The sequence below is a fragment of the Mycetocola sp. 2940 genome, from assembly GCF_040548835.1.
GTDB lineage: Bacteria > Actinomycetota > Actinomycetes > Actinomycetales > Microbacteriaceae > Mycetocola_A.
The window spans coordinates 295,397-317,697 of sequence record NZ_JBEPSK010000001.1 but is presented as its reverse complement, the minus strand read 5'-3'; the positions used below and the strand labels follow the sequence as shown (position 1 = coordinate 317,697).

Here is a 22,301-nt window from a genome sequence, read left to right as displayed (position 1 = left end):
TCGAAAGATTTACCGACCGTTCCGTTGTCGCGATGCGCGTCAACGGCGAGTTGAAGGATCTCGCGACGACGCTCACCGACACCGACGAGGTCGAAGCGGTGACGATCGACTCCGCCGACGGGCTCAGCATCCTCCGGCACTCCGCAGCACACGTGCTCGCCCAGGCCGTGCAGAAGGTGAACCCGGACGCCAGGCTCGGCATCGGCCCTCCGATCACCGACGGTTTCTACTACGACTTCGATGTGCCCGAATCCTTCACACCCGAGGACCTCAAGGCCCTGTCGAAGGAAATGGACCGGATCATCCGACAGGGCCAGCGCTTTGTTCGCCGCGTGGTCACTGACGACGAAGCGCGCGAAGAGCTCGCGAGCGAACCGTTCAAGCTCGAGCTGATCGGCCTCAAAGGCGGACCGGCCGAGGGCGCCGACAACGAGAACGTCGAGGTCGGGGGAGCGGAACTCACCATCTACGACAACGTCAACCCGAAGACAGGGGAGACGGAGTGGAAGGACCTCTGCCGCGGCCCGCACCTGCCGAACACCCGCATGATCGGGAACGGTTACGCACTCACCCGGGTCGCCGCCGCCTACTGGCGCGGTTCGGAGAAGAACCCCCAGCTCCAGCGCATCTACGGAACGGCCTGGCCGACCAAAGACGAGCTGCGGGCGTACCAGTCGCGCCTCGAGGAAGCCGCCAAACGCGACCACCGCAAGCTCGGTGCCGAGCTCGACCTGTTCAGCTTCCCCGACGAGATCGGGTCCGGCCTGGCGGTGTTCCACCCCAAGGGCGGAATCATCCGTTCCGAGATCGAGAACTACCTCCGCGAACAGCTGATCGAGAACGACTACGAACTCGTCAACACGCCCCACATCACCAAGGGTCACCTCTTCGAAACGAGCCAGCACCTCAACTGGTACCGCGACGGTATGTTCCCGCCGATGCACATCGACGAAGAGACGGATGCCGACGGCAACGTCACCAAGACGGGCCAGGACTACTACCTCAAGCCCATGAACTGCCCGATGCACAATCTGATCTTCCGGGCGCGCGGGCGCAGCTACCGGGAACTCCCGCTTCGGCTTGCTGAGTTCGGCACCGTGTACCGCTACGAGAAGAGCGGAACCCTCTCAGGACTGACCCGGGTGCGCGGCCTCACGCAGGACGACGCCCACATCTACGTCACGCAGGATCAGATCAAGGACGAGGTCGGCCGTCAGCTGCAGTTCGTGCTCGAGACGCTTCGCGGCTACGGTCTCCACGATTTCTACCTCGAGCTCTCGACCAAGGACCCGGTGAAGTTCGTCGGCGACGACGCGATCTGGGAGAGCGCGACGCAGACCCTGCGGGAAGTCGCCATCGACTCAGGCCTCGAACTCGTCAACGACCCGGGTGGGGCAGCGTTCTACGGTCCGAAGATCTCCGTCCAGGCACGCGACGCCATCGGCAGGACCTGGCAGCTGTCGACCGTGCAGCTCGACTTCAACCAGCCCGAACTGTTCGAACTCGAGTACACGGCCGCCGACGGCACTCGCCAACAGCCGGCGATGATCCACCGCGCGCTCCTCGGCTCGGTTGAGCGTTTCTTCGCGATCCTGCTCGAGCACTACGCCGGCGCGTTCCCGGTGTGGCTCTCACCGATCCAGGCGATCGGCATCCCGGTCGCTGAGGAGTACGCCCCCTACCTCGACGAGATCGCCGCGAAGCTGAAGAAGCGCGGCGTCCGTGTCCAGGTGGACCACAGCGATGACCGGATGCCCAAGAAGATCCGCACGCACACCAAGGCGAAGATTCCGTTCCAGCTCATCGCCGGCGAAGACGACCGCGCCAATGGCGCGGTGAGCTTCCGGTTCCGTGACGGAACGCAACTCAACGGCATCCCCGTCGACGAGGCGATCGAGAAGATCGTGTCGTCCATCGCAAGCCATGCGCAGGTGTCGACCGCATGGCTCGACTAGGACTGGACGACCACGCGGAACCGCACGAGCAGTCGGCGCCTGTGGCCGACTCCGTGGAAGCAGCCGCGCACCTCGCCGGGGTTCCGGACGAGTTCCAGCGGCTGTGGACGCCGCACCGGCTGGTCTACATCCAGCACGGGCAGCAGCCAGACAAGGACGACTGCCCGTTCTGCCATGCGCCGCAGATGAACGACGAGGATGCCCTCATCGTCGCGCGCGGGAAGCATGCCTACGTCCTGCTCAACCTGTTCCCGTACAACAGCGGCCATCTCCTCGTCTGCCCGTACCGCCACATCCCGACCTACGACCAGGCGTCAGCCGAAGAAGTGGCCGAGATCGGCGCGCTCACCCAGACGGCGATGACCGTCGTGCGCAGCGTGTCGAGGAACGACGGCTTCAACATCGGGATGAACCAGGGCATCGTCGCCGGTGCCGGCATCGCCGGCCACCTCCACCAGCACATCGTGCCCCGCTGGGCGCAGGACGCGAACTTCCTGCCGATCATCGCGAAGACCAAGGCGCTGCCGCAACTGCTCGGCGACGTACGCGCAGCCATCGCGGACGCCTGGCCCACCAACTGAACCAGTGCCGCTGCCCAGCGGCACGCTCTCCTCTCCCAACGATCTAGGATTGATTTCTATGACTAACAGCACCAACACCGGCGAACTGGGTTCCAACCGCGTCAAGCGCGGCCTTGCAGAAATGCTGAAAGGCGGCGTCATCATGGACGTCGTCACAGCCGAGCAGGCGCGCATCGCCGAAGACGCCGGAGCGGTCGCCGTCATGGCCCTCGAGCGCGTCCCCGCAGACATCCGCTCCCAGGGTGGCGTCGCACGCATGAGCGACCCCGACCTGATCGAGTCGATCATCGCCGAGGTCTCCATCCCCGTCATGGCGAAGGCACGCATCGGCCACTTCGTCGAGGCGCAGGTGCTGCAGGCGCTCAACGTCGACTACATCGACGAGTCCGAGGTGCTGAGCCCCGCCGACTACGTCAACCACATCGACAAGTGGGACTTCAACGTGCCATTCGTCTGTGGTGCGACGAACCTGGGTGAAGCCCTGCGTCGGATCAACGAAGGCGCGGCGATGATCCGCTCGAAGGGCGAAGCCGGCACCGGCGACGTCTCCGAAGCGACCAAGCACATCCGCAAGATCCGAAGCGAGATCGCCCAGCTGACTTCCATGTCGAAGGACGAGCTGTACGTCGCGGCCAAGGAACTGCAGGCGCCGTACGACCTCGTCGTCGAGATCGCCGAGACCGGCAAGCTCCCCGTCGTGCTCTTCACCGCCGGCGGCGTCGCCACTCCGGCGGATGCCGCAATGATGATGCAGCTCGGCGCCGACGGCGTCTTCGTCGGATCGGGCATCTTCAAGTCCGGCAACCCCGAGAAGCGCGCCGCGGCCGTCGTCAAGGCCACCACCTTCTTCGACGACGCCTCCGTGATCGCAGAGGTGTCACGCGGACTCGGCGAAGCCATGGTCGGCATCAACGTGTCCGATCTCGCCGCGCCGCACCGCCTCGCCGAACGTGGCTGGTAGCCGCACACCTCTCGTCGGAGTCCTCGCCCTCCAGGGTGATTTCCGTGAGCATGCGCTCGTTCTGCGCGGGCTCGGTGCTGATGTCGTGCACGTCCGGCGGCCGGAGGAACTCGCGGCCGTCGACGGGCTGATCCTGCCCGGCGGTGAGTCGAGCGTCCAGGACAAGCTGTCCAGGACGTTCGGGCTCGCCGAACCGCTGAAGCAGGCGATCCGCTCGGGGCTTCCCGTCTACGGGACCTGCGCTGGGTTGATTATGCTCGCCGACCGCATCGTCGGCGGTATCGCCGGGCAGCAGTCGCTCGGTGGACTCGACGTCACGGTGCGGCGCAACGCCTTCGGTTCCCAGCTCGACTCGTTCGAAACCGACCTCGACGTTCCGGTCCTCGGCGACGAGCCTGTGCACGCCGTCTTCATCCGCGCGCCGGTGGTGGACACGGTCGGACCGGCCGCAACCGCTCTCGCCTCACTCGCTGACGGTCGCGTCGTCGCTGTGGAACAGGGCAATCTGCTCGGCACGTCGTTCCACCCCGAGGTGACCGGTGACATCCGCTTTCACGCGTATTTCCTCGACAGGGTTCGGGCACACGCGGGCTGAACCCGGCAATTCGGCTCCGGTGATTTAGACTGGGGCGGTTAGACATCCAGTAAGGGAGCACATTGTCCGGACACTCCAAGTGGGCGACGACGAAGCACAAGAAGGCGATCACTGACTCGCGCCGTGCCAAAGCGTTCGCAAAGCTCATCAAGAACATCGAGGTCGCCGCGAAGATGGGCGGCGCCGACCTGTCAGGCAACCCGACGCTGGTCGACGCCATCCAGAAGGCGAAGAAGACCTCTGTCCCGAACGACAACATCGATCGCGCCGTCAAGCGTGGGGCCGGCCTGTCGGGCGAATCCGTCATGTACACGACGATCATGTACGAGGGCTACGCGCAGCACGGCGTCGCGCTCCTGATCGAGTGCCTCACCGACAACAAGAACCGTGCGGCCGCCGACGTGCGCACCATCATGAGCCGCAACGGCGGCACCATGGGTGACCCGGGCAGCGTTGCGTACAACTTCGCCCGCAAGGGCATCATCGTCGTGCCCGCGGCCGGAACGACCGAAGATGACATCCTCACCGCGGTCCTCGACGCCGGGGCCGAAGAGGTCGTCGACGAAGGGGAGACCTTCGAGGTCATCACCGAACCGTCCGACCTCGTCGCCACGCGAACGGCGCTGCAGGAGGCCGGCATCGATTACGACTCGGCTGACGCAGCCTTTGTTCCGAACCTCAAGGTCGAGGTGGATGCCGAGACGGCCCGCAAGATCTTCAAGCTCATCGATGCCCTCGAGGACTCCGACGACGTGCAGAACATTTACAGCAACTACGACCTGTCGCCCGAGGTCCAGGCTGAACTTCAGACGCAGGACGACTAAGCGGTGACCCTCCGGGTGCTCGGCGTCGACCCCGGCCTCACCCGCTGCGGGATCGGAATCGTCGACGTCGAGCCCAACCGGAAGGCTCGGCTGGTGTCGTACTCGGTCGTCAGAAGCGCTCTCGACACGCCGATCGACCAGCGACTCCTCGTCATTGGGCGGGGCATCGACGAGGCGCTCGACGAGTTCCTACCCCAGGCGGTCGCCGTTGAGCGGGTATTCGCCCAGCACAACCTCCGCACCGTGATGGGCACTGCCCAGGTCTCAGGGCTCGCGTTGCACGCCGCGGCGAAACGCAACCTGCGGGTCGGGCTTCACACGCCCTCGGAGGTGAAGGCAGCGATCACCGGGTACGGTTCTGCCGACAAGAAGCAGGTTGCGACGATGGTGGCCCGGGTTCTCGGACTGGCGGAGCCCCCACAGCCAGCCGACGCCGCTGACGCGCTTGCCCTGGCCATCTGCCACGCCTGGCGTGGCGGCATCCCGGCGCCCGGGGGAGCGGCGACCACCCTCACCCCCGCGCAGGAGGCCTGGGCGAAGGCGGAGAAGGCGTCTCGCGGCCGGTAGGTGTGGCTCGGTTGGGCCGGGTACCAGGCGTACGGTGGCGGCACCGGCATTCGCGTCCCGCGAGCGTCGGCCCGTGTGGCCGCGCGGCGCTTCAGTTGACCCGAATGCTGGAAATCCAGCCGCGAAACCGTCCTTTGCGTCCAACGAACTCGGAGCAGATCACCCGGCGACGCCACAAGACGCTGGAGACACAGGTGACACCTACGGAGCATCCGCGGCCGATCGACTCCCTCCGACCAGGCTTCAGGTGACCCTGATGCCGGGAATACGGCCGGGAAACCGGCTATTGCGTCCAACGAATCCCCGGTTTGCGCCGCCGGAGCGCTTCAGCTGACGCGAATGCCCAAGTCCCGGGCGCCACACGCCCTTCCAGTGACGCAGGCCCCGAAAAACGCCTCAAAACGTGCGTTCGCGTCACCGGAACCGGAGTCCCGCACTCCGCACCGCCTTCCGGTGACGCAAAGGCCCCGAAAACGCCTCAAAACGTGCGTTCGCGTCACCGGAACCGAAGCGCCGCGCGCCGCACCCGCTTCCAGCGCCCAACGCCCAACGCCCAACGCCCAACGCCCAACGCCCCGACCACGGTTCATCCGTCCCATCTGCCGGCACTCCGAAGCGGAACCCGACATTCGGGACGGACGAAAACCACTCGCCGTCCGTTCCCCGGCAGCGTGGCGATCCCTGCTCTGTCGGAGGCCCCACGTAGGCTGGAACAGTGATCTCAAGCGTACGTGGAACAGTGCTCTCAGCCGTGGGCGGCAACGTCATCATCGAGGTCGGCGGGATCGGTTACGCCGTGCAGGTCACGCCGGAGCATGCCCTCGCGCTGCGCGTCGGCGACCAGGCGTTCGTCCACACTTCCTTCATCGTCCGCGAAGACTCGATGAGCCTGTTCGGTTTCGAGACCCGCGAGCAACTCGCCGTCTTCGACCTCCTCACGGGCGTCACCGGGGTCGGCCCCAAATCCGCCCTCGGCGTCCTGTCGGTGCTCGGCCCCGGCCAGATCGCGACTGCCGTCGCCGCCGAAGACGACGCCGCCTTCCGCAAAGTGTCCGGGATCGGACCCAAGACCGCGAAGCTCATCGTCGTCTCCCTGGCGGGCAAGCTCATCGCGCACGCCGAACCGGCCGCGCGTGCCGCCGCAGTCACCCCGGCCGGAGACCAGGTGGTCGTCGCCCTCGTCGGACTGGGCTGGTCGGAGAAGATCGCCGCGGATGCCGTCGACAGCGTTCTCTCCTCCACCCCGGATGCCGCCGCCTTCCCGGTGCAGACCCTCCTGCGCCTCGCACTCGCGCAGCTCGGGCCGGCCCAGCACAGCTCAGCATCGACGGCACGCGCATGAGCGACTTCGACCTCACCGACCCGGCGCCCGAGTCCGACGCCGAGCTGGTGTTCGAAGGCGCCCTCCGCCCCCAGAGCCTCGGTGAGTTCGTTGGGCAGACCAAGGTGCGTGGCCAGCTCGAGCTCTTGCTCAAGGCCGCAGCCATCCAGGGTCGCACCGCGGATCACATCCTGCTCGCCGGTCCTCCCGGCCTCGGCAAGACCACGCTCGCAATGATCGTCGCGCACGAGAGCCAGAAACCGCTGCGGATGTCGAGCGGTCCCGCGATTCAGCACGCTGGCGACCTGGCGGCGGTGCTTTCCAGCCTCGTGCCGGGTGAAGTGCTCTTCATCGATGAGATCCACCGGATGGCCCGCTCCGCGGAGGAGATGCTGTACCTGGCGATGGAGGACTTCCGCATCGACATCATGGTCGGCAAAGGACAGGGCGCGACCTCTGTTCCACTCGACCTGGCCCCGTTCACCCTCGTCGGAGCGACGACGCGCTCGGGCATGCTCCCGAACCCGTTGCGCGACCGTTTCGGCTTCACCGCCCACCTGGAGTTCTACGACGCATCAGAACTCGAGCAGGTACTGCACCGTGCAGCACGGATGCTCAACTTTCCGATCGACGACGACGCGCTGGCCGAAATCGCCGGGCGGTGCCGTGGCACCCCGCGCATCGCGAACCGGTTGCTGCGTCGGGTGCGCGACTACGTCCTCGTCCACCGCACCGACGCAGACAAGGCATCCGTCCGTGCCGCGCTCAACCTTTACGACGTCGACGACCTGGGGCTGGACCGACTTGACCGCGCGGTGATGGAGATCATGCTCACGCGGTTCGGGGGAGGCCCGGTGGGGCTCAACACTCTCGCCGTCTCGGTCGGTGAAGAAGCAGAGACCGTGGAGAGCGTCGTCGAACCGTTCCTGGTCCGGATCGGGCTCATCACACGTACTCCACGCGGCCGGATGGCGACCCCTGAAGCATTTGCCCACTTCGGGGTGGCTCGCGCTCAGGGTTCTCTTCTGCCCGATGTTCTATAATTCTTAATTGGCCTCTCGGCTCCACCCCCAACCTTGCGATGAGCTCATCGCGGAAGGCTTCACAGAACTCATGATTCTTGACCCGCTCAGCATCGGCATGCTTGCCATTCTCGCCGTCCTCATCTTCTTCATGTTCCGCAACGGACAGAAGCGCAAGAAGGATCTCGAAGAGAAGCAGACGAAGATCGTCCCCGGCGCAGAGGTGATGACCAACTTCGGTGTGTTCGGCACCATTCTCAGCGTCAACGACGAGAAGGTCCAGGTTGAGACCAGCCCGGGCAACGTCCTCACGGTGCACCGCCAGACGATCGTTCGTTTCCTCGACGAGGAGCCGACCCCCGAGGCCACCGAGGAGGTCGTTGACGACGCTCCCGACCAGATCAACGAAGACCACCCCACCTACACCGCGGAGCCGGGATTCGGTGAGATCGTAGAGCCGACCGACACCAAGCCGGCCACCGATTCACGCGAGAAGAACACCGACCAGTAGTCTTCGTGAGGGACGCGGCGCTCTGTGGGCGTCCCTCACCGAATCTGCACCACCTCGAAGCGTCCCTCCCGCCCCTCAGCGGTACGGGGCGGTCACAGAAAGCTGAGTACGTCGTTGGCACAGTCGAAGTTGTCGCCCACCCGCATGGCCAGGCGTTCCCTGACCTGGCTGGGTGTCATCACCCTTGCGCTCCTTGCCGCCCTCGTGGGCGGCATCATGCTGAGCAGCGCGAGCTGGGCGCCCAAACTCGCGCTCGACCTCGAAGGCGGAACGCAGATCATCCTGCAGCCGAACATCGAGGACGGCAGCCAGGCAACTGCCGATCAGCTCAACCAGGCTGTAGCGATCATCCGTCAGCGGGTCGACGCCTCCGGCGTCTCCGAGGCGGAAGTCAACACCGAGGGCAACAACGTCGTCGTCTCCATCCCCGGCAAAGCCGATGAAGAGACCCGCAAGCGCATCGAAGCATCCGCGAAGCTGGAATTCCGTCCTGTTCTCGTCGCCGGCCAGCCTTCCAACACGTTCGTGGGGGAGGACGGCACCGAGACGCCGTACCCGACACCCGACCCGGCCCTGCCGAACACACCAACCGCGGAGCCGACCAGCCCGAGCGACCTCGCCCAGGTGACACCCGCCCTGCAGGCGCAGTTCCAGGCCTTCGACTGTGCAGCGCCGGTCGAAGCCGGGGTCATCCAGCCAGCCGATGAGCCGATCGTCGCCTGCGAGGTCGACGGCAGCGTCAAGTACATCCTCGGCCCGGTCGAGGTCGAGGGTTCCCGCATCACGGATGCCACGAACGGCATGCGCACGACCCAGTCCGGTGCGACCACCGGCGAGTGGGCAGTCAACCTGCGATTCGACGGCGAAGGAACCGACCAGTTCGCCGATGTCACCAGCCGGCTCAACGGTCTGGAAAGCCCGCAGAACCAGTTCGCGATCGTGCTCGACAACCAGGTCATCTCCGCGCCCCAGACGCTGGCTGTCATCAGCGACGGCAGACCCGAGATCTCGGGTAACTTCACCCAGGAAACCTCGAAGACCCTCGCCGACCAGCTCAAGTTCGGCGCCCTGCCGATCAGCTTCACCGTTCAGAGCTCAGACCAGATCTCCGCGACGCTCGGATCCAGCCAGCTCCAGATCGGTATCATCGCCGGCATCATCGGCCTGATCCTCGTCGCCATCTACACCCTGTTCCAGTACCGCCTCCTCGGCCTCGTGACCCTTGCGTCCCTTGTCGTGGCCGGCGTGCTCACCTACCTCGTGATCGCCATCCTGTCGTGGCGCAACGGCTACCGCCTCTCGCTGGCCGGTGTCGCCGGCTTGATCGTGGCGATCGGATTCACCGCGGACTCGTTCATCGTCTACTTCGAACGAATCCGCGATGAGCTTCGAGACGGGCGCGGCCTCGAATCGGCAGTCGAAGCCGGATGGCGCCGCGCGAAACGGACGATCTACGCATCCAAGGGTGTCAACCTCCTCGCCGCCGTCGTGCTGTACGTGCTCGCCGTCGGCAACGTGAAGGGCTTCGCCTTCACCCTCGGCGTGACCACCATCATCGACATCGTCGTCGTGCTCCTCTTCACCCACCCGATGCTCCAGCTCCTGGCCCGCACCCGGTTCTTCTCGAGCGGTCACCCGCTCTCCGGGCTCGACCCCCATGCGCTCGGAGCTGTCTACCGGGGCAGGGCGCAGTTCCGGCCGCCGACCGAAGTCAGCAAGGTGAAGGCATCAAAGTCCAGCCGTGAGGCGACCAAACGCCAGACGATCGCAGAACGCAAACAGGCCGAGCTGATCGCCGCTGGCGGAACGAAGAGCCAGGAGAAGGATTCCTAATGGCAAGCCTCACCACATTCGGTAACGACCTCTACACCGGCAAGCGATCGTTCAACTTCGTCGCCAACCGCAAGGTGTGGTTCAGCGTCGCCATCGCGCTCGTGCTTCTTTCGATCCTCGTTCCGATCGTCAAGGGCGGATTCAACCTGAGCTTCGAGTTCACGGGCGGGTCGCAGTTCACGATCTCACCAGTGGCCTCCGCAGACCAGGACAAGGCGACGGATGCTGTCGCGAGCGTCGTTCCCGAGGCCGTGGCCAAGGTCACGACGGTCGGCGAGAACTCGGTCCGGGTGCAGACCAACCAGCTCACCAACGACGAGACCGATGACGTGAGCGCCGCCCTCGCCACGGCGTTCGACGTCGACCAGAGCGCCGTCACGACGTCGTTCATCGGTGCTTCATGGGGTCAGGATGTCACCCGGCAGGCCATCACCGGCCTCGTGATCTTCCTCGCGCTCGCGTTCATCATCATGGCCCTGTACTTCCGCACCTGGAAGATGTCGGCTGCGGCGATGATCGCGCTGCTCGATGTGCTCGTCATCACGCTCGGGGTCTACTCACTCAGTGGGTTCGAGATCAGCCCGGCGGCGATCATCGGCTTCCTGACCATCCTCGGCTACTCGCTCTACGACACCGTCGTGGTGTTCGACAAGATCCGTGAGAACACCACAGAGGACGGGGAGAACGCACCACGAACGTTCGCCGAATCGGTGAACCTCGCTGTGAACCAGACCCTTGTGCGCTCGATCAACACGTCGATCGTCGCCGCGTTGCCTGTGGCAGCCATTCTCGTGATCGGTGACTTCATCCTCGGTGCAGAGACCCTCCGTGACATCTCTCTCTCGCTCTTCGTCGGCATCCTCATCGCGACCTACTCCACGATCTTCGTGGCGGCACCGCTGTACGCGCTGTTCCGGCAGAACGAACCCGAGATCCAGAAGCGGGATGCCAGGATCCTCGAAGCCCGAAAGCGCGCCGTTACAGAACCCGTCGTCGCCCACACGGTCTGACACCCGAGTTTGCGCGGGATAATAGAGCGTAAGGAGGCACACGATGACTGAAACACAATCGTCGAGCGCTTCCTTGCGACGCCTCGTTCCACGCATCTTCTCGAAGGCGCAGCCGGCCGGTGCCGTCGACCGGCTGGTCCGCACCGCCCGGATGCACCATCCGAAGGCCGACCTCTCGATCATCGAGCGCGCCTACACCGTTGCGGAGCAGGCCCACCGGGGGCAGAAGCGGCAGAGTGGCGAGCCGTACATCACCCACCCGGTCGCCGTGGCCCAGATCCTCGCCGACCTGGGGATCGGACCGAAGACCCTCGCCGCCGCCCTTCTCCACGACACCGTCGAGGACACCGGCTACCCCCTTGACGAGCTGCGGGCCGAGTTCGGTGATGAAGTCGCCATGCTCGTCGACGGCGTCACCAAGCTCGACAAGGTCAAGTACGGCGAAAGCGCGCAGGCCGAGACCGTCCGCAAGATGATCGTGGCGATGTCAAAGGATATCCGCGTCCTCGTCATCAAGCTCGCCGACCGCCTGCACAACGCCCGGACGTGGGGATTCGTCCCACCCGAGAAGGCCGCGAAGAAGGCCACAGAGACGCTCGAGATCTACACGCCGCTCGCGCATCGCCTCGGGATCCAGACGATCAAGTGGGAGCTGGAGGACCTCTCGTTCGCCGTCCTCTATCCGAAGCTCTACGCCGAGATCGAGAGCCTCGTGAAGCAGCGGACGCCGCAACGCGAAGAGCTCGTGCACCAGGTGATCGACTCGGTGAACGACGACCTCAAGGCCGCGAAGATCCGCGGCAAGGTCGTCGGCCGGCCGAAGCAGTACTACTCGATCTACCAGAAGATGATCGTGCGCGGTCGCGACTTCGACGAGATCTACGACCTCATCGGCATCCGGATCCTGGTCAATTCCGTGCGGGACTGTTACGCCGTGCTCGGTGCGATCCACGCCCGCTGGACGCCGATCCCGGGTCGGTTCAAGGATTACATCGCCACCCCGAAGTTCAACCTGTACCAGTCGCTGCACACGACGGTCATCGGCCCGGGCGGCAAGAGCGTCGAGATTCAGATCCGCACGCATGAGATGCACCAGCACGCGGAGTACGGCGTCGCCGCGCACTGGAAGTACAAGGAGAACGTCAACGGCAAGACCAGCGCGGGCGCGAAGGCCAACGAGAACGACATGGTCTGGCTCGCCCACATCTCCGACTGGCAGGCCGAGACCGCCGACCCGGGGGAGTTCCTCGACTCGCTGCGCTTCGAGATCGGCGCCAAAGAGGTTTACGTCTTCACGCCGAAGGGCCGCGTCATCGGGCTCCCCGCAGGGGCCACGCCCGTCGACTTCGCCTACGGCGTGCACACCGAGGTCGGTCACCGCACCATGGGCGCGAAGGTCAACGGCCGGCTCGTTCCGCTCGAGACCGAACTCAACAGCGGCGACGTCGTCGAGGTCTTCACCTCGAAGAACCCCGACTCCGGCCCGAGCCAGGACTGGCTGAGCTTCGTCAAGAGCACCCGCGCGCGCAACAAGATCCGGCAGTGGTTCACCAAGGAACGACGCGACGAGGCCATCGAGCAGGGCAAGGATGCCATCGCGCGCGCCATGCGCAAACAGAACCTGCCGTTGCAGAAACTGATGAGCCAGGACTCCTTCGCCGAGGTCGCGGCCCAGATGCGGTACGAGGACGTCTCGGCGCTCTACGCCGCCGTCGGTGAAGGACACGTCTCCACCCAGTCGGTGCTCGAGAAGGTCGCCGCGTTGCTCCAGGGCGACAGCGAGGCGGAAGCCGAAGCGATCGACTTCCCGGTGCGCGGACGCACCCGCAAACTGCCGCACAGCGACTCCGGGGTCCTCGTTCGCGGCGCCCCTGACATCCTCGTGAAGATGTCGAAGTGCTGCACCCCGGTGCCCGGCGACGACATCGTCGGATTCGTCACCCGCGGCTCCGGAGTCTCCGTCCACCGCAGCGACTGCCACAACGTGCAGGAACTGCTCAAGGAGCCCGAACGGATGATCGACGTGGAGTGGGCGCCGACGTCGAAGAGCGTCTTCCTCGTCAACATCCAGGTCGAGGCGCTCGACCGGGCCGGGCTGCTCAGCGACGTCACGCGGGTGCTCAGCGAACACCACGTCAACATCCTGTCCGCCACCGTGTCGACCGGCAGCAACCGGCTGGCGATCAGCAGATTCGTCTTCGAGATGGGCGACACCACGCACCTCGACCGGGTGCTCAACGCCGTGCGCAGGATCGACGCGGTCTACGACGTTTACCGGGTCAACGGCGGCTGATTCGGGTCGTCACCGACCCGCGCGGCATCCGTCGACAGCGCGTTCAGGACGCGCAAAAGCACGTCAGCAGCCATCTTCGGAGCCACTGCGCACATCGAGCGTCGAAACCCAGCGTCGCGCCTCATCGCCCCTGCTCGACGTGGATGGCCGCGATCCTCTCAACAGCGGCCCGTCGACCCGGCAGACGGATGCCGCTGGCGACGTCGTCCGGACGGATTCCGAACATCAGCATGAGGGCGTCGATGGCGAACCGTTCAGCAGCTCCGGGCCTATCCCGGCGAGCCAGGTCGAACACCGTCCGGACGGGCGTCGTCACCCGGATACACCCCATCCGGCACTCGTCGGCGTCTTTCATCGCAAGTTCCCGCAGCAGGAAGCGCCGCGGCAACCGGAGCGCCGCCCGTTCCTGGAGACGCACGCAGACTTCGTGACAGAACGGCGGAGCATCCGTCGCCCCGTGGAGCCAGGCCGCCGTCAGCCCCATCATGATGAGACGGCTGGTGCTCGCAGACGGCGGCAGCAACGCGGCCAGGGCGGTCGTCCGGAGCTCGAACCGGTCGGGCTCATCGGCGCAGACCCACGATTCGTCGACGGCGAAGAGCTCGCCGTCGAGCCTCGCTGCGGCGAGTTCGGCGGGCGGCAGCGTGCCAGAAGTGAGGACAACGGGGATGCGGGGCATGTCGACCAGCATGCACCGGTTCCCGCCGCCACAGCCGGTAGGGAGCGGCGGTGTGCACAGCCAGACCGGAGCCGGGCTATGTGGAGAAACCGGGTCAGGAGCCGGAAGAGGCCGCCCGGCGTCGCCGGATCGTATTGACCAGGTACCAGACGAGGGACCCGGCGATGACGCCGAGACAGACGCCAGCGACGACATCCGTCAGCCAGTGCGCCTGAAGGTAGGTGCGACTCCACGCCATGAGAACCACCCAGACCACGCCGAGCACCCAGGCGATCCAGTGGCGGAGCATGAAGCCGAAGATCACGGCGAGCGTTGCGGCCATCGCCGTATGGCCAGACGGGAAGGACGTCGGAACGGATTCCGCGAGGGAACCTTCCGGTCGCGTCCTGGCGACCAGGAAGGAGAGGGGGGAGGCCAGGACCACCGACGTCACCATCGCGGCCGCCACCATCAGGGCGGCGAGTTTCCAGCGCAGAAGCAGGAAGGTGACGACGGTCACGAGCCCGATGACGAGCATCCACATCGGCCCACCGACGACGGCGGGGACCCAAGCGATGAAGAGACCGATGTCTGACCGCTCGTCACCCATCAGGTCGTTCCACCAGAGGTCGACAGGCTCCGCGAGGTAGGACTTGCCGTAGCTGAGCACGCTCACGATGGCAAAGGTGATGAGGGCGGTGATGGCAGCGATCAGCGCGACGCGCAGCGAACGGTCAGATGCCTCGACCGGCGGTTTCGTTCGGCTGGATGTGTCGGCCTGTCCGGCGGTTGTTGCCATCGGTGTGCTCCCTGTGGTTGTTCGGCAGCACGTCGTAACGAGAACCGACTCGTGCAGGAGGACACTCTATCGCGGGCCGCTGCCGACCGGCCACACCGTGGCGCTGCCGCAGAAACAACGATGCCCGGCCGTGATTTCACAGCCGGGCATCTCGAGTCGGTCGCAGATCAGGACAGCGCGTTGAGCCAGAGCTTGCGCGCTTCGAGAGCGTCGGTCGCCTCGGCGATCTTCGCCTTGTCACCGGACGCCTTCGCCTCTTCGAGTTCACTTTCGAGCTTCGCGATGGCCGCGTTCAGCTGCCCGGCAAGACCCTCGGTTCGTGCCTTCGTTTCGGGGTTGTTGCGCTTCCAGTGGTCGTCATCGAGCGTGCGCAGGTGCTGTTCGACTTTGCGCAGGCGGTCTTCGACGTTCTTGACCTGGTCGCGGGGGACCTTGCCGATCTCATCCCAGCGACGCTGGATGTCGGCGAGAGCCGACCTCACCTTGTCGCGGTCGTTCTCGGCGAGGAGCGGTTCGGCCTCGTCCAGGAGAGCGAGCTTGGCATCGAGGTTTCCCTGGAACTCGACGTTGTCGCGGGCATCCACCTCGGACTTCGCCGCGTAGATGGCGTCACCGGCCGCTTTGAAGCGGGCCCAGAGCGCGTCGTCGTGACGCTTGCCTGCACGGCCGGACTGCTTCCACTCGTCGAGGAGCGCCCGGTAGCCAGGGATGCCGTCGACTCCCTTGTCGATCAGCGCTTCCGCCTTCTCGATCAGAGCCTGCTTACGCGACTTCGCGTCGCGGTGCACGGTGTCGAGTTCGGCGAAGAAGGCGCGACGGTTCTGCTCGATCGTCGACTTGGCCGCACGGAATCGCTTCCAGAGGTCGTTGGCTTCTCCCTTGGGAAGCTTCGGGCCCTCCTGCTGGTGCGTCTGCCACTGCGCGAACAGTGCGTTGATCTGCTCGGTGGTGTTCTTCCACTGGGCCTTCGCCGGGTCCTGCGCGGCCAGTTTCTCGGCCTCCTGGACGATGGCCGTGCGGGTGGCGAGCGCTTCGGCGACGGCGGCCTTCGCCTCTTCGCCCTGCTGCTCGGTCAGTTCACCCACCGTGGTGTCGAGGGCGGCGACCCGGGCCTTCAGACCCTCGAGGTCACCGACCGCGTTCGCGCCATCGAGGTTCTTCGCCAGGCGTGCGACCGCGGTCGCGACGTCGGCGGCGGGGGCGCCGCGCTTGACGCGCTGCTCGAGCAGCGTCACCTGGCCGGCCAGGTCGACGTACTTGCGCTCGAAGTAGGCCAGAGCCTCTTCGGCCGTTCCATCGGGATACTGGCCAACCTCGCGCCACTCTTCGCCCTCGCGGACGAAGACGGCGCCGGACTCGTCAACGCGACCCCATGGTTGCTGCTCTGAATTGGACACGTGCCTCACCTTGCTTGGATGTCACACTCGCGTGCGACCGGAAACTCTGCTCCAGCCTATTACCTTGGCGCCTGCGCCCGGCATAGCTATTCGATCGTGACACCGGTGATCGTGACCGGGATCGCCGGCGTGTCTGTGGTGCCTTCGGCGATTCCCTTGTCGGTCACCTGTGCCTTCAGCTCGTCGAGTCCGCTCGTCACGGTTCCGAGCACGGTGTAACCACCGGCCGAGTCCGACGGGATCGTGGTGTCTTCGTAGACGACGAAGAACTGGCTGCCGTTGCTGTAGGCGTTCTCGGCCTGCCTGGCCATCGCGATGGTTCCGGCCGGGTAGACATTGTCTGCGGGGGCGTTCTCGACCGGACCATAACTGTAACCGGGGCCACCGCTCCCGTCGCCTTCCGGGTCACCGCACTGGAGCACGAAGAAGCCATCGCTGGTGAGGCGATGGCATGGGACACCGGTGTAGAAGTCTTTCTGGGTCAGCGACACGAACGACGCGACTCCCTGCGGCGCCGCCGCCCCGTCGAGTTCGATCCCGAGCGGTACGTCGTTGATCGTCAGTGTGCCGGTCCAGGTGCGGCCTTCGGCCAGCGCCGGGTCCGGAACGTCGCCGACGTTCTCACCGGTCGGGGGCGTCGTCTCGGTGGGTTCCGGTTCGGCCGTGGCGACCGGCTTCCCCGGTCCGGCGGAGAAGTACGCGATCTGCGCGAAGGTGGCGCCGGCGGCGACGGCGACGATGGCGATCGCGGCGATCCAGTTGTCACGCACGCGGCGACGGACGCGGAACTGATGCATCGCCTGGCGGGCTTTGTACCCCTTGAGCCGTTCCCGGTTCTCACGAGCCGCACGGTCGTCGATCTTGTTGGGTGCCACGTGGATCCTCCATGGGTGCCGGTGCGCAATCGCGCGGGGGAGACGCTGGAGGCCTCCCCGCCCAGTGAAACTTTACGGTCACCCCATGGTCCCCACCAAATGACGACAGCTGATGCCGCGCTTAGGTTAGGCATGCCATACTTAGGCCATGCTTACCCTGAGCCCCGTGCCGGTCAAGGATTCCCGCCCGTCGTACCGCCCTTTCCGGGTAACCGTTGCCCGGGTCCAACCGCTGACACCCCACTTCATTCGGGTGACGTTCACCGGAGACGACCTCGACGTGTTCGGTGTCGACCGGCAGGACCAGCGGCTGAAGATCGTCTTTCCAGGCGAGACCGGGTTGAGCGACTTCGGCGCCGGAGATCCGCAGACCATCGCCGACGGCAGCTGGTACACGCGGTGGCGTGCGCTCCCGGATGCCGAGCGCAACCCGTTCCGCACCTACACGGTCCGTGCGGTGCGTCCTCAGCAGCGCGAGGTCGACGTCGACATGGTGGCACACGGAGACGGCGGGCCGGCCGCACGCTGGCTGACGAGCGCGCAGCCGGGCCAGGAGGTCGTGATCATCGGTCCCGACGTCCAGAGCGTCGACTCCGCGGTGGGTATCGACTGGCGCCCCGGCGACGCCCGCTGTGTGCTGCTCGTCGGCGATGAGACGGCGGCCCCGGCGATCTGCAGCGTCCTGGAATCCCTCCCACCCGGCCGCACCGCCCAGGCGTTCATCGAAGTTCCCGACGACGCCGACATCCTCGCGGTGAACGTTCCCGCCGGTTCGCAACTCACCTGGCTTCCACGGAACGGCGCCGCGAACGGCGCCGTTCTCGACCCGGCCGTACGCGCCTGGGTCGCCCGCAACCGGCCGGTCTACCGCGCTGCCCTCGCTGACGCGGCGCAGCAGGTCGACGACGTCGACATCGATCACGACCTGCTCTGGGATTCGCCCGCGGCGCAGGACACCGGGGATTTTTATGCCTGGTTGGCGGGCGAGGCGGGCGTGATCAAAATGCTGCGCCGTTTCCTGGTCAGCGAAACCGGGATCGATCGCAAACGGATCGCCTTCATGGGCTATTGGCGGACAGGGAAAGCCGAAGGGCAGTAATGGCGACAGCCCTTGTGGCAGCCTCCGCGGTGAGGGCTTCACCCCTCCGCAGACGGGTCGGGCTCCTCGTCGCCGTGCTGGTCCTTCTCGTCGTCGTTGGGGCGAGTCTCTGCCTGGGCACCCGGGCGACGTCGCTCGACGGCGTGCTCGGTGCGCTGTTCGCTCCGCAGCCCGACAACAACGACCATCTCGTCATCCGCGAACTGCGGGTGCCCCGCACTGTCATCGGTCTCGTCGTCGGATCGGCGCTCGCCCTCGCCGGCACGGTCATGCAGGGCATCACACGCAACCCGCTCGCCGATCCCGGCCTGCTCGGTGTCAATGCCGGAGCATCCCTGTTCGTGGTCCTCGCGATCGCCCTGTTCGGTATCACCGACCCCGGCGGATACATCTGGTTCGCGTTCGCGGGAGCCGCCGCGGCCGCCGCGGTCGTCTACGCCATCGGCGCGCTCGGCAGGGGAGGCGCCACACCCGTGAAGCTCGCCCTCGGCGGAACCGCTCTCACCGCCGGCATCACCTCGATCATCACCCTGCTGCTGATCACCGACATCGACACGTTGAGCAGCTACCGCTTCTGGTCGGTCGGTTCTCTCGTCAACCGTGACCTCGAAACAGTGTCGGTGCTGCTGCCCTTTCTCGTCCTCGGCGCCGCACTGGCCCTGTCGATCGGCCCCACCCTCAACGTCCTCTCGCTCGGCGACGACCTGGCCCGCGGCCTCGGTCAACGCATCGGCCTGTCGCGGGGTCTTGCAGCTGCGGCGATCGTGCTCCTCTGTGGGGCGGCGACCGCGCTGGCCGGCCCCATCGTCTTCGTCGGCCTGGTGATACCTCACCTCGTCCGGCCGATCACCGGACCCGACTACCGCTGGATTCTGGCGTACTCAGCGGTCCTTGGCCCGGTACTCCTCCTCACCGCCGACATCATCGGCCGTCTGATCAGCTATCCGGGCGAGATCGAAGCGGGCATCATCGTAGCGATGATCGGGGCCCCCGTTCTCGTCGCCATCGTGCGCCGGTCGAATCTGGCGGGGATCTGACATGACCTCGATGATGCGAGCGGATGCCTCCCTCCGCGCGGCAGCGGCCGTCCCGCGTCGGTCCACCCCGAAGGAACTCTGGGTTATCGGCATCCTGGTGCTTCTCGTGGTCGCCGTCGCCTGCGTCAGCCTCGCGGTGGGGGCGTACACCCTGTCGGTGGCGGATCTCGTGACGACGCTGCTCGGCCAGGGCGCCAGGGGAGACACCGTCATTGTCTTCCGTCTGCGACTGCCGCGGGTCGCCCTCGGCATCCTCACCGGGGCGGCATTCGCCGTCGCCGGCGCCCTGTTCCAGACGCTGCTCCGGAACTCGCTCGCCAGCCCGGACATCATCGGGATCTCGCAGGGCGCAAGCGTCTCTGCGGCGACCGCGATCCTCATCTTCGGCGCGAGCGGCTTCGTGGTCTCGCTCAGCGCCTTCGGCGGCGCCCTCGCGGTTGCCGCGGCCATCTACCTCTTGTCCTGGCGGAACGGCGTGAGCGGCTACCGGTTCGTGCTCATCGGCGTCGGTGCGGCATTCTTTCTCCAATCGGTGCTCGGCTACCTGCTGACGCGCGGCGACGTCCGGGAAGTGTCACAGGCGCTGGTCTGGATGGTCGGAGGCGTCGGAGGAGCCCAGTGGTCCGAGATCGTTGTGGTGGCGTGCGCCCTCGCGCTTCTGCTTCCGGTCGTCGCCGCGCTGGCCCCGCGACTCCGCGTGCTCCAACTGGGAGACGACGCAGCCGGAGGTCTCGGGGTAACGGTGGAACGCACCCGGGTTCTCCTCCTCGTCGCCGCCGTGGCGTTGTGCGCGGTGGCCACGGCGTTCGTCGGCCCGATCGCTTTCGTCGCCTTCGTGTCGGCGCCGATTGCCCGGCGCATCGTGGGGACGGGGTCACTCGCGCTGATCCCGAGCGCCCTCGTCGGAATACTGCTCGTCCTCTCCGCGGACTTCGTCGCCCAGCACGCGCTGCCGGGAGAACTGCAGGTGCCCGCGGGCATCATCACGGGCATCATCGGTGCCCCCTACCTGCTGTGGCTCCTGGCCACAGCCGATCGAGGAGGCCGTGGAGCATGACCCCGGAACCGGCATCGACCGAGCTGAAGCCTGGCCATGAACTCGTCGCCAGGAGCCTTGATCTGGCGTACGACGGCCGCACCGTCATCGCCGGCCTGGACCTCGCCATCCCGGACGGGGAGGTCACCGTCATCGTCGGCGCGAACGCCTGCGGCAAATCCACCCTGCTTCGCGGCGTGGCCAGGCTCCTGCGGCCGGCGGCGGGCGTCATCGAGCTGGACGGGAAGGAGATATCGTCCTACCCGGCGAAGGAATTCGCCCGCGTCGTCGGCATCCTGCCCCAGTCACCGATCGCCCCGGAGGGCATCACCGTCGCCGACCTGGTCGGTCGAGGGCGCTACCCGCACCAGGGACTGTTCCGCCAGTGGTCGAGCACCGACGGATCGGCGGTCGCCGACGCCATGCGGGTCACGTCGACGACGCAACTCGCCGGGCGGAGGGTCGAGGAACTCTCCGGCGGGCAGCGGCAGCGGGTCTGGATCGCCATGGCCCTCGCCCAGGACCCCGACATCCTGCTCCTCGACGAGCCGACGACGTTCCTCGACGTCACCCACCAGATCGAACTGCTCGACCTTCTCACCGAACTCAACCGCAGCCGACGGTCGACCATCGTCATGGTGCTGCACGACCTCAACCTCGCAGCACGGTACGCCGATCATCTCGTCGTGATGTCCGGGGGAGAGGTGGTCGCAAACGGCACGCCGGAAGACATCCTCACGGCCGACCTCGTCCGGCGCGCGTTCGGACTGGAGTCACGGATCATTCCCGACCCGGTCTGCGGCTCACCGATGGTCATCCCCATCGGCCGATTCCACCGCCCTCCGGCCTCTTAGGATAGGCTTACCTAAACTACTCGCTTCGAGACACCTGGAGACCTCAGTGTCCAACAGAACCCGACTCGCACTCGTCGCGGCCATCGCCGCGACCGCGCTCGCCCTCAGCGGCTGCGCCCCGGCCGGCGATGAAACGCCGAACCAGGCCCCCGCCGACGCAGGCGCATTCCCGGTCTCCATCGACCACGCCTTCGGCGCAACAGAGATCCCCGAGGCGCCCGAACGCGTCGTCACCCTGGGCTGGGGCTCGACGGATGCCGCCATCGCGGTCGGCGTCGTACCGGTGGGAATGGAAGCGCAGAGCTACGGCGGGAACGCCGAAGGCGTGCTCCCGTGGGTCGAAGAGGGACTGGCCGACCTCGATGCCGAGACTCCCGCGATCATCCCGTCGACGGTGGGGGAGCCCGCGTACGAAGAGATCGCAGAGCAGGCGCCGGACCTCATCCTCGCCGTGTATTCGGGGATCACCGAGGAACAGTACGACCTGCTCAGCGAGATCGCGCCGACCGTCGCCTACCCGGACGCCCCCTGGGCCACGCCGTGGACGGATGTCGTCACGACTGTCGGGGAGGCACTCGGAAAGAGCGCAGAAGCCGAGTCCGTGCTCGAGGACATCGAGAAGGTGACCGCCGAGCAGGCCGCAGCCCACCCGGAACTGAAGGGCAAGACGGTTGCGGCGGTCTCCGACTCTGGCGGAAAGTTCTATGTCTACAAGGCCGCCGATGCGCGCGTCGACTTTCTCTTCGACCTCGGACTCGTCGACGCTCCCGCTGTCGACGAACTCGCCACCGGCGATTCGAGCTTCTACTACGAACTGAGCTATGAGGAACTCGACAAGCTCAACAGCGACATTCTCGTGAGCTTCTCGGACACGCAGGAAGCCGCTGACACGTTCCTGAACTCGAGCTACGCAAAGACCATTCCCGCGGTCGCCAGCGGCGCCGTCGCATCCGTCGTCGGTGTCGAGCTCGTCGCGGCGGTCTCGCCGCCGAGCGCACTCTCGCTGACCTGGGGCATCGAGGACTACGTCGCGATCCTCTCCGAGGCTGCAGCACCCTCGAAGTAAGGACGGC

Annotated in this window: 21 protein-coding genes; 17 read left to right on the top strand and 4 right to left on the bottom strand. The window is 66.2% G+C overall.

The features are described from left to right. Window positions 1–32 precede the first annotated feature (32 nt). The 12 genes from thrS to ABIE24_RS01465 all read left to right on the top strand — a co-directional run bounded on the left by thrS (window position 33) and on the right by ABIE24_RS01465 (window position 13,473). Window positions 33–1,955 (top strand): threonine--tRNA ligase, encoded by a 1,923-nt coding sequence (gene thrS, locus ABIE24_RS01520; RefSeq protein WP_354496427.1) that lies wholly within the window; start codon window positions 33–35, stop codon window positions 1,953–1,955. Further along, complete coding sequence (locus tag ABIE24_RS01515) at window positions 1,943–2,536, top strand: HIT family protein (protein ID WP_354496116.1); 594 nt, start codon at window positions 1,943–1,945, stop codon at window positions 2,534–2,536. The genes thrS and ABIE24_RS01515 overlap by 13 nt, the downstream gene beginning before the upstream one ends. Before the next feature lie 58 nt (window positions 2,537–2,594). Continuing rightward, window positions 2,595–3,497 carry a pyridoxal 5'-phosphate synthase lyase subunit PdxS gene (gene pdxS, locus ABIE24_RS01510; RefSeq protein ID WP_354496114.1) on the top strand — a complete coding sequence of 301 codons (903 nt, stop codon included), beginning with the start codon at window positions 2,595–2,597 and terminating at the stop codon, window positions 3,495–3,497. After that, a complete protein-coding gene (pdxT, locus tag ABIE24_RS01505) occupies window positions 3,487–4,092 on the top strand; it encodes a pyridoxal 5'-phosphate synthase glutaminase subunit PdxT (RefSeq protein WP_354496112.1) in 606 nt (201 codons plus the stop codon). The genes pdxS and pdxT overlap by 11 nt, the downstream gene beginning before the upstream one ends. 62 nt (window positions 4,093–4,154) lie before the next feature. Further along, window positions 4,155–4,916 (top strand): YebC/PmpR family DNA-binding transcriptional regulator, encoded by a 762-nt coding sequence (locus ABIE24_RS01500; RefSeq protein ID WP_354496110.1) that lies wholly within the window; start codon window positions 4,155–4,157, stop codon window positions 4,914–4,916. A gap of 3 nt (window positions 4,917–4,919) precedes the next feature. After that, complete coding sequence (gene ruvC, locus ABIE24_RS01495; RefSeq protein ID WP_354496108.1) at window positions 4,920–5,483, top strand: crossover junction endodeoxyribonuclease RuvC; 564 nt, start codon at window positions 4,920–4,922, stop codon at window positions 5,481–5,483. A 715-nt stretch (window positions 5,484–6,198) separates the two neighbouring features. Beyond that, window positions 6,199–6,825 carry a Holliday junction branch migration protein RuvA gene (gene ruvA, locus ABIE24_RS01490; protein ID WP_354496106.1) on the top strand — a complete coding sequence of 209 codons (627 nt, stop codon included), beginning with the start codon at window positions 6,199–6,201 and terminating at the stop codon, window positions 6,823–6,825. Then, window positions 6,822–7,847, top strand: coding sequence for a Holliday junction branch migration DNA helicase RuvB (gene ruvB, locus ABIE24_RS01485; RefSeq protein ID WP_354496104.1), 1,026 nt, complete (start codon window positions 6,822–6,824; stop codon window positions 7,845–7,847). Before ruvA ends, ruvB begins: the two co-directional genes overlap by 4 nt. A gap of 70 nt (window positions 7,848–7,917) precedes the next feature. Then, a complete protein-coding gene (gene yajC, locus ABIE24_RS01480) occupies window positions 7,918–8,337 on the top strand; it encodes a preprotein translocase subunit YajC (protein WP_354496102.1) in 420 nt (139 codons plus the stop codon). A 144-nt stretch (window positions 8,338–8,481) separates the two neighbouring features. Then, window positions 8,482–10,170 (top strand): protein translocase subunit SecD, encoded by a 1,689-nt coding sequence (gene secD, locus ABIE24_RS01475; protein WP_354496100.1) that lies wholly within the window; start codon window positions 8,482–8,484, stop codon window positions 10,168–10,170. Beyond that, a complete protein-coding gene (gene secF, locus ABIE24_RS01470) occupies window positions 10,170–11,180 on the top strand; it encodes a protein translocase subunit SecF (protein WP_354496098.1) in 1,011 nt (336 codons plus the stop codon). The genes secD and secF overlap by 1 nt, the downstream gene beginning before the upstream one ends. A 43-nt stretch (window positions 11,181–11,223) precedes the next feature. Beyond that, window positions 11,224–13,473, top strand: a complete 2,250-nt coding sequence (locus ABIE24_RS01465) for a RelA/SpoT family protein (RefSeq protein ID WP_354496096.1) — start codon at window positions 11,224–11,226, stop codon at window positions 13,471–13,473. Between the two features lie 121 nt (window positions 13,474–13,594). On the opposite strand, the gene ABIE24_RS01460 is transcribed toward ABIE24_RS01465, so the two are convergent. The 4 genes from ABIE24_RS01460 to ABIE24_RS01445 form a co-directional block, all read right to left on the bottom strand. Next, on the bottom strand, window positions 13,595–14,152 hold the full coding sequence (locus ABIE24_RS01460) for a type IV toxin-antitoxin system AbiEi family antitoxin (RefSeq protein WP_354496094.1): 558 nt from the start codon (window positions 14,150–14,152) through the stop codon (window positions 13,595–13,597). 94 nt (window positions 14,153–14,246) lie between these two features. Beyond that, window positions 14,247–14,930 (bottom strand): phosphatase PAP2 family protein, encoded by a 684-nt coding sequence (locus ABIE24_RS01455; RefSeq protein WP_354496091.1) that lies wholly within the window; start codon window positions 14,928–14,930, stop codon window positions 14,247–14,249. 167 nt (window positions 14,931–15,097) lie between these two features. Then, a complete protein-coding gene (locus tag ABIE24_RS01450; protein ID WP_354496089.1) occupies window positions 15,098–16,327 on the bottom strand; it encodes a DUF349 domain-containing protein in 1,230 nt (409 codons plus the stop codon). Between the two features lie 86 nt (window positions 16,328–16,413). After that, window positions 16,414–17,202, bottom strand: coding sequence for a peptidylprolyl isomerase (locus ABIE24_RS01445; RefSeq protein WP_354496087.1), 789 nt, complete (start codon window positions 17,200–17,202; stop codon window positions 16,414–16,416). A gap of 148 nt (window positions 17,203–17,350) precedes the next feature. On the opposite strand from ABIE24_RS01445, the gene ABIE24_RS01440 reads away from it, so the two are divergent. The 5 genes from ABIE24_RS01440 to ABIE24_RS01420 are packed head-to-tail and all read left to right on the top strand — an operon-like array spanning window position 17,351 to window position 22,294. Then, entirely contained in the window at window positions 17,351–18,301 is a 951-nt protein-coding gene (locus ABIE24_RS01440; RefSeq protein ID WP_354496085.1) for a siderophore-interacting protein, read from the top strand. Beyond that, complete coding sequence (locus ABIE24_RS01435; RefSeq protein ID WP_354496083.1) at window positions 18,301–19,338, top strand: FecCD family ABC transporter permease; 1,038 nt, start codon at window positions 18,301–18,303, stop codon at window positions 19,336–19,338. The genes ABIE24_RS01440 and ABIE24_RS01435 overlap by 1 nt, the downstream gene beginning before the upstream one ends. Window position 19,339: 1 nt before the next feature. Next, a complete protein-coding gene (locus ABIE24_RS01430; RefSeq protein WP_354496081.1) occupies window positions 19,340–20,395 on the top strand; it encodes a FecCD family ABC transporter permease in 1,056 nt (351 codons plus the stop codon). Then, entirely contained in the window at window positions 20,392–21,228 is an 837-nt protein-coding gene (locus ABIE24_RS01425; protein WP_354496079.1) for an ABC transporter ATP-binding protein, read from the top strand. The genes ABIE24_RS01430 and ABIE24_RS01425 overlap by 4 nt, the downstream gene beginning before the upstream one ends. Window positions 21,229–21,274: 46 nt before the next feature. Beyond that, a complete protein-coding gene (locus tag ABIE24_RS01420; RefSeq protein WP_354496077.1) occupies window positions 21,275–22,294 on the top strand; it encodes an iron-siderophore ABC transporter substrate-binding protein in 1,020 nt (339 codons plus the stop codon). The last annotated feature ends 7 nt before the right edge of the window (window positions 22,295–22,301 follow it).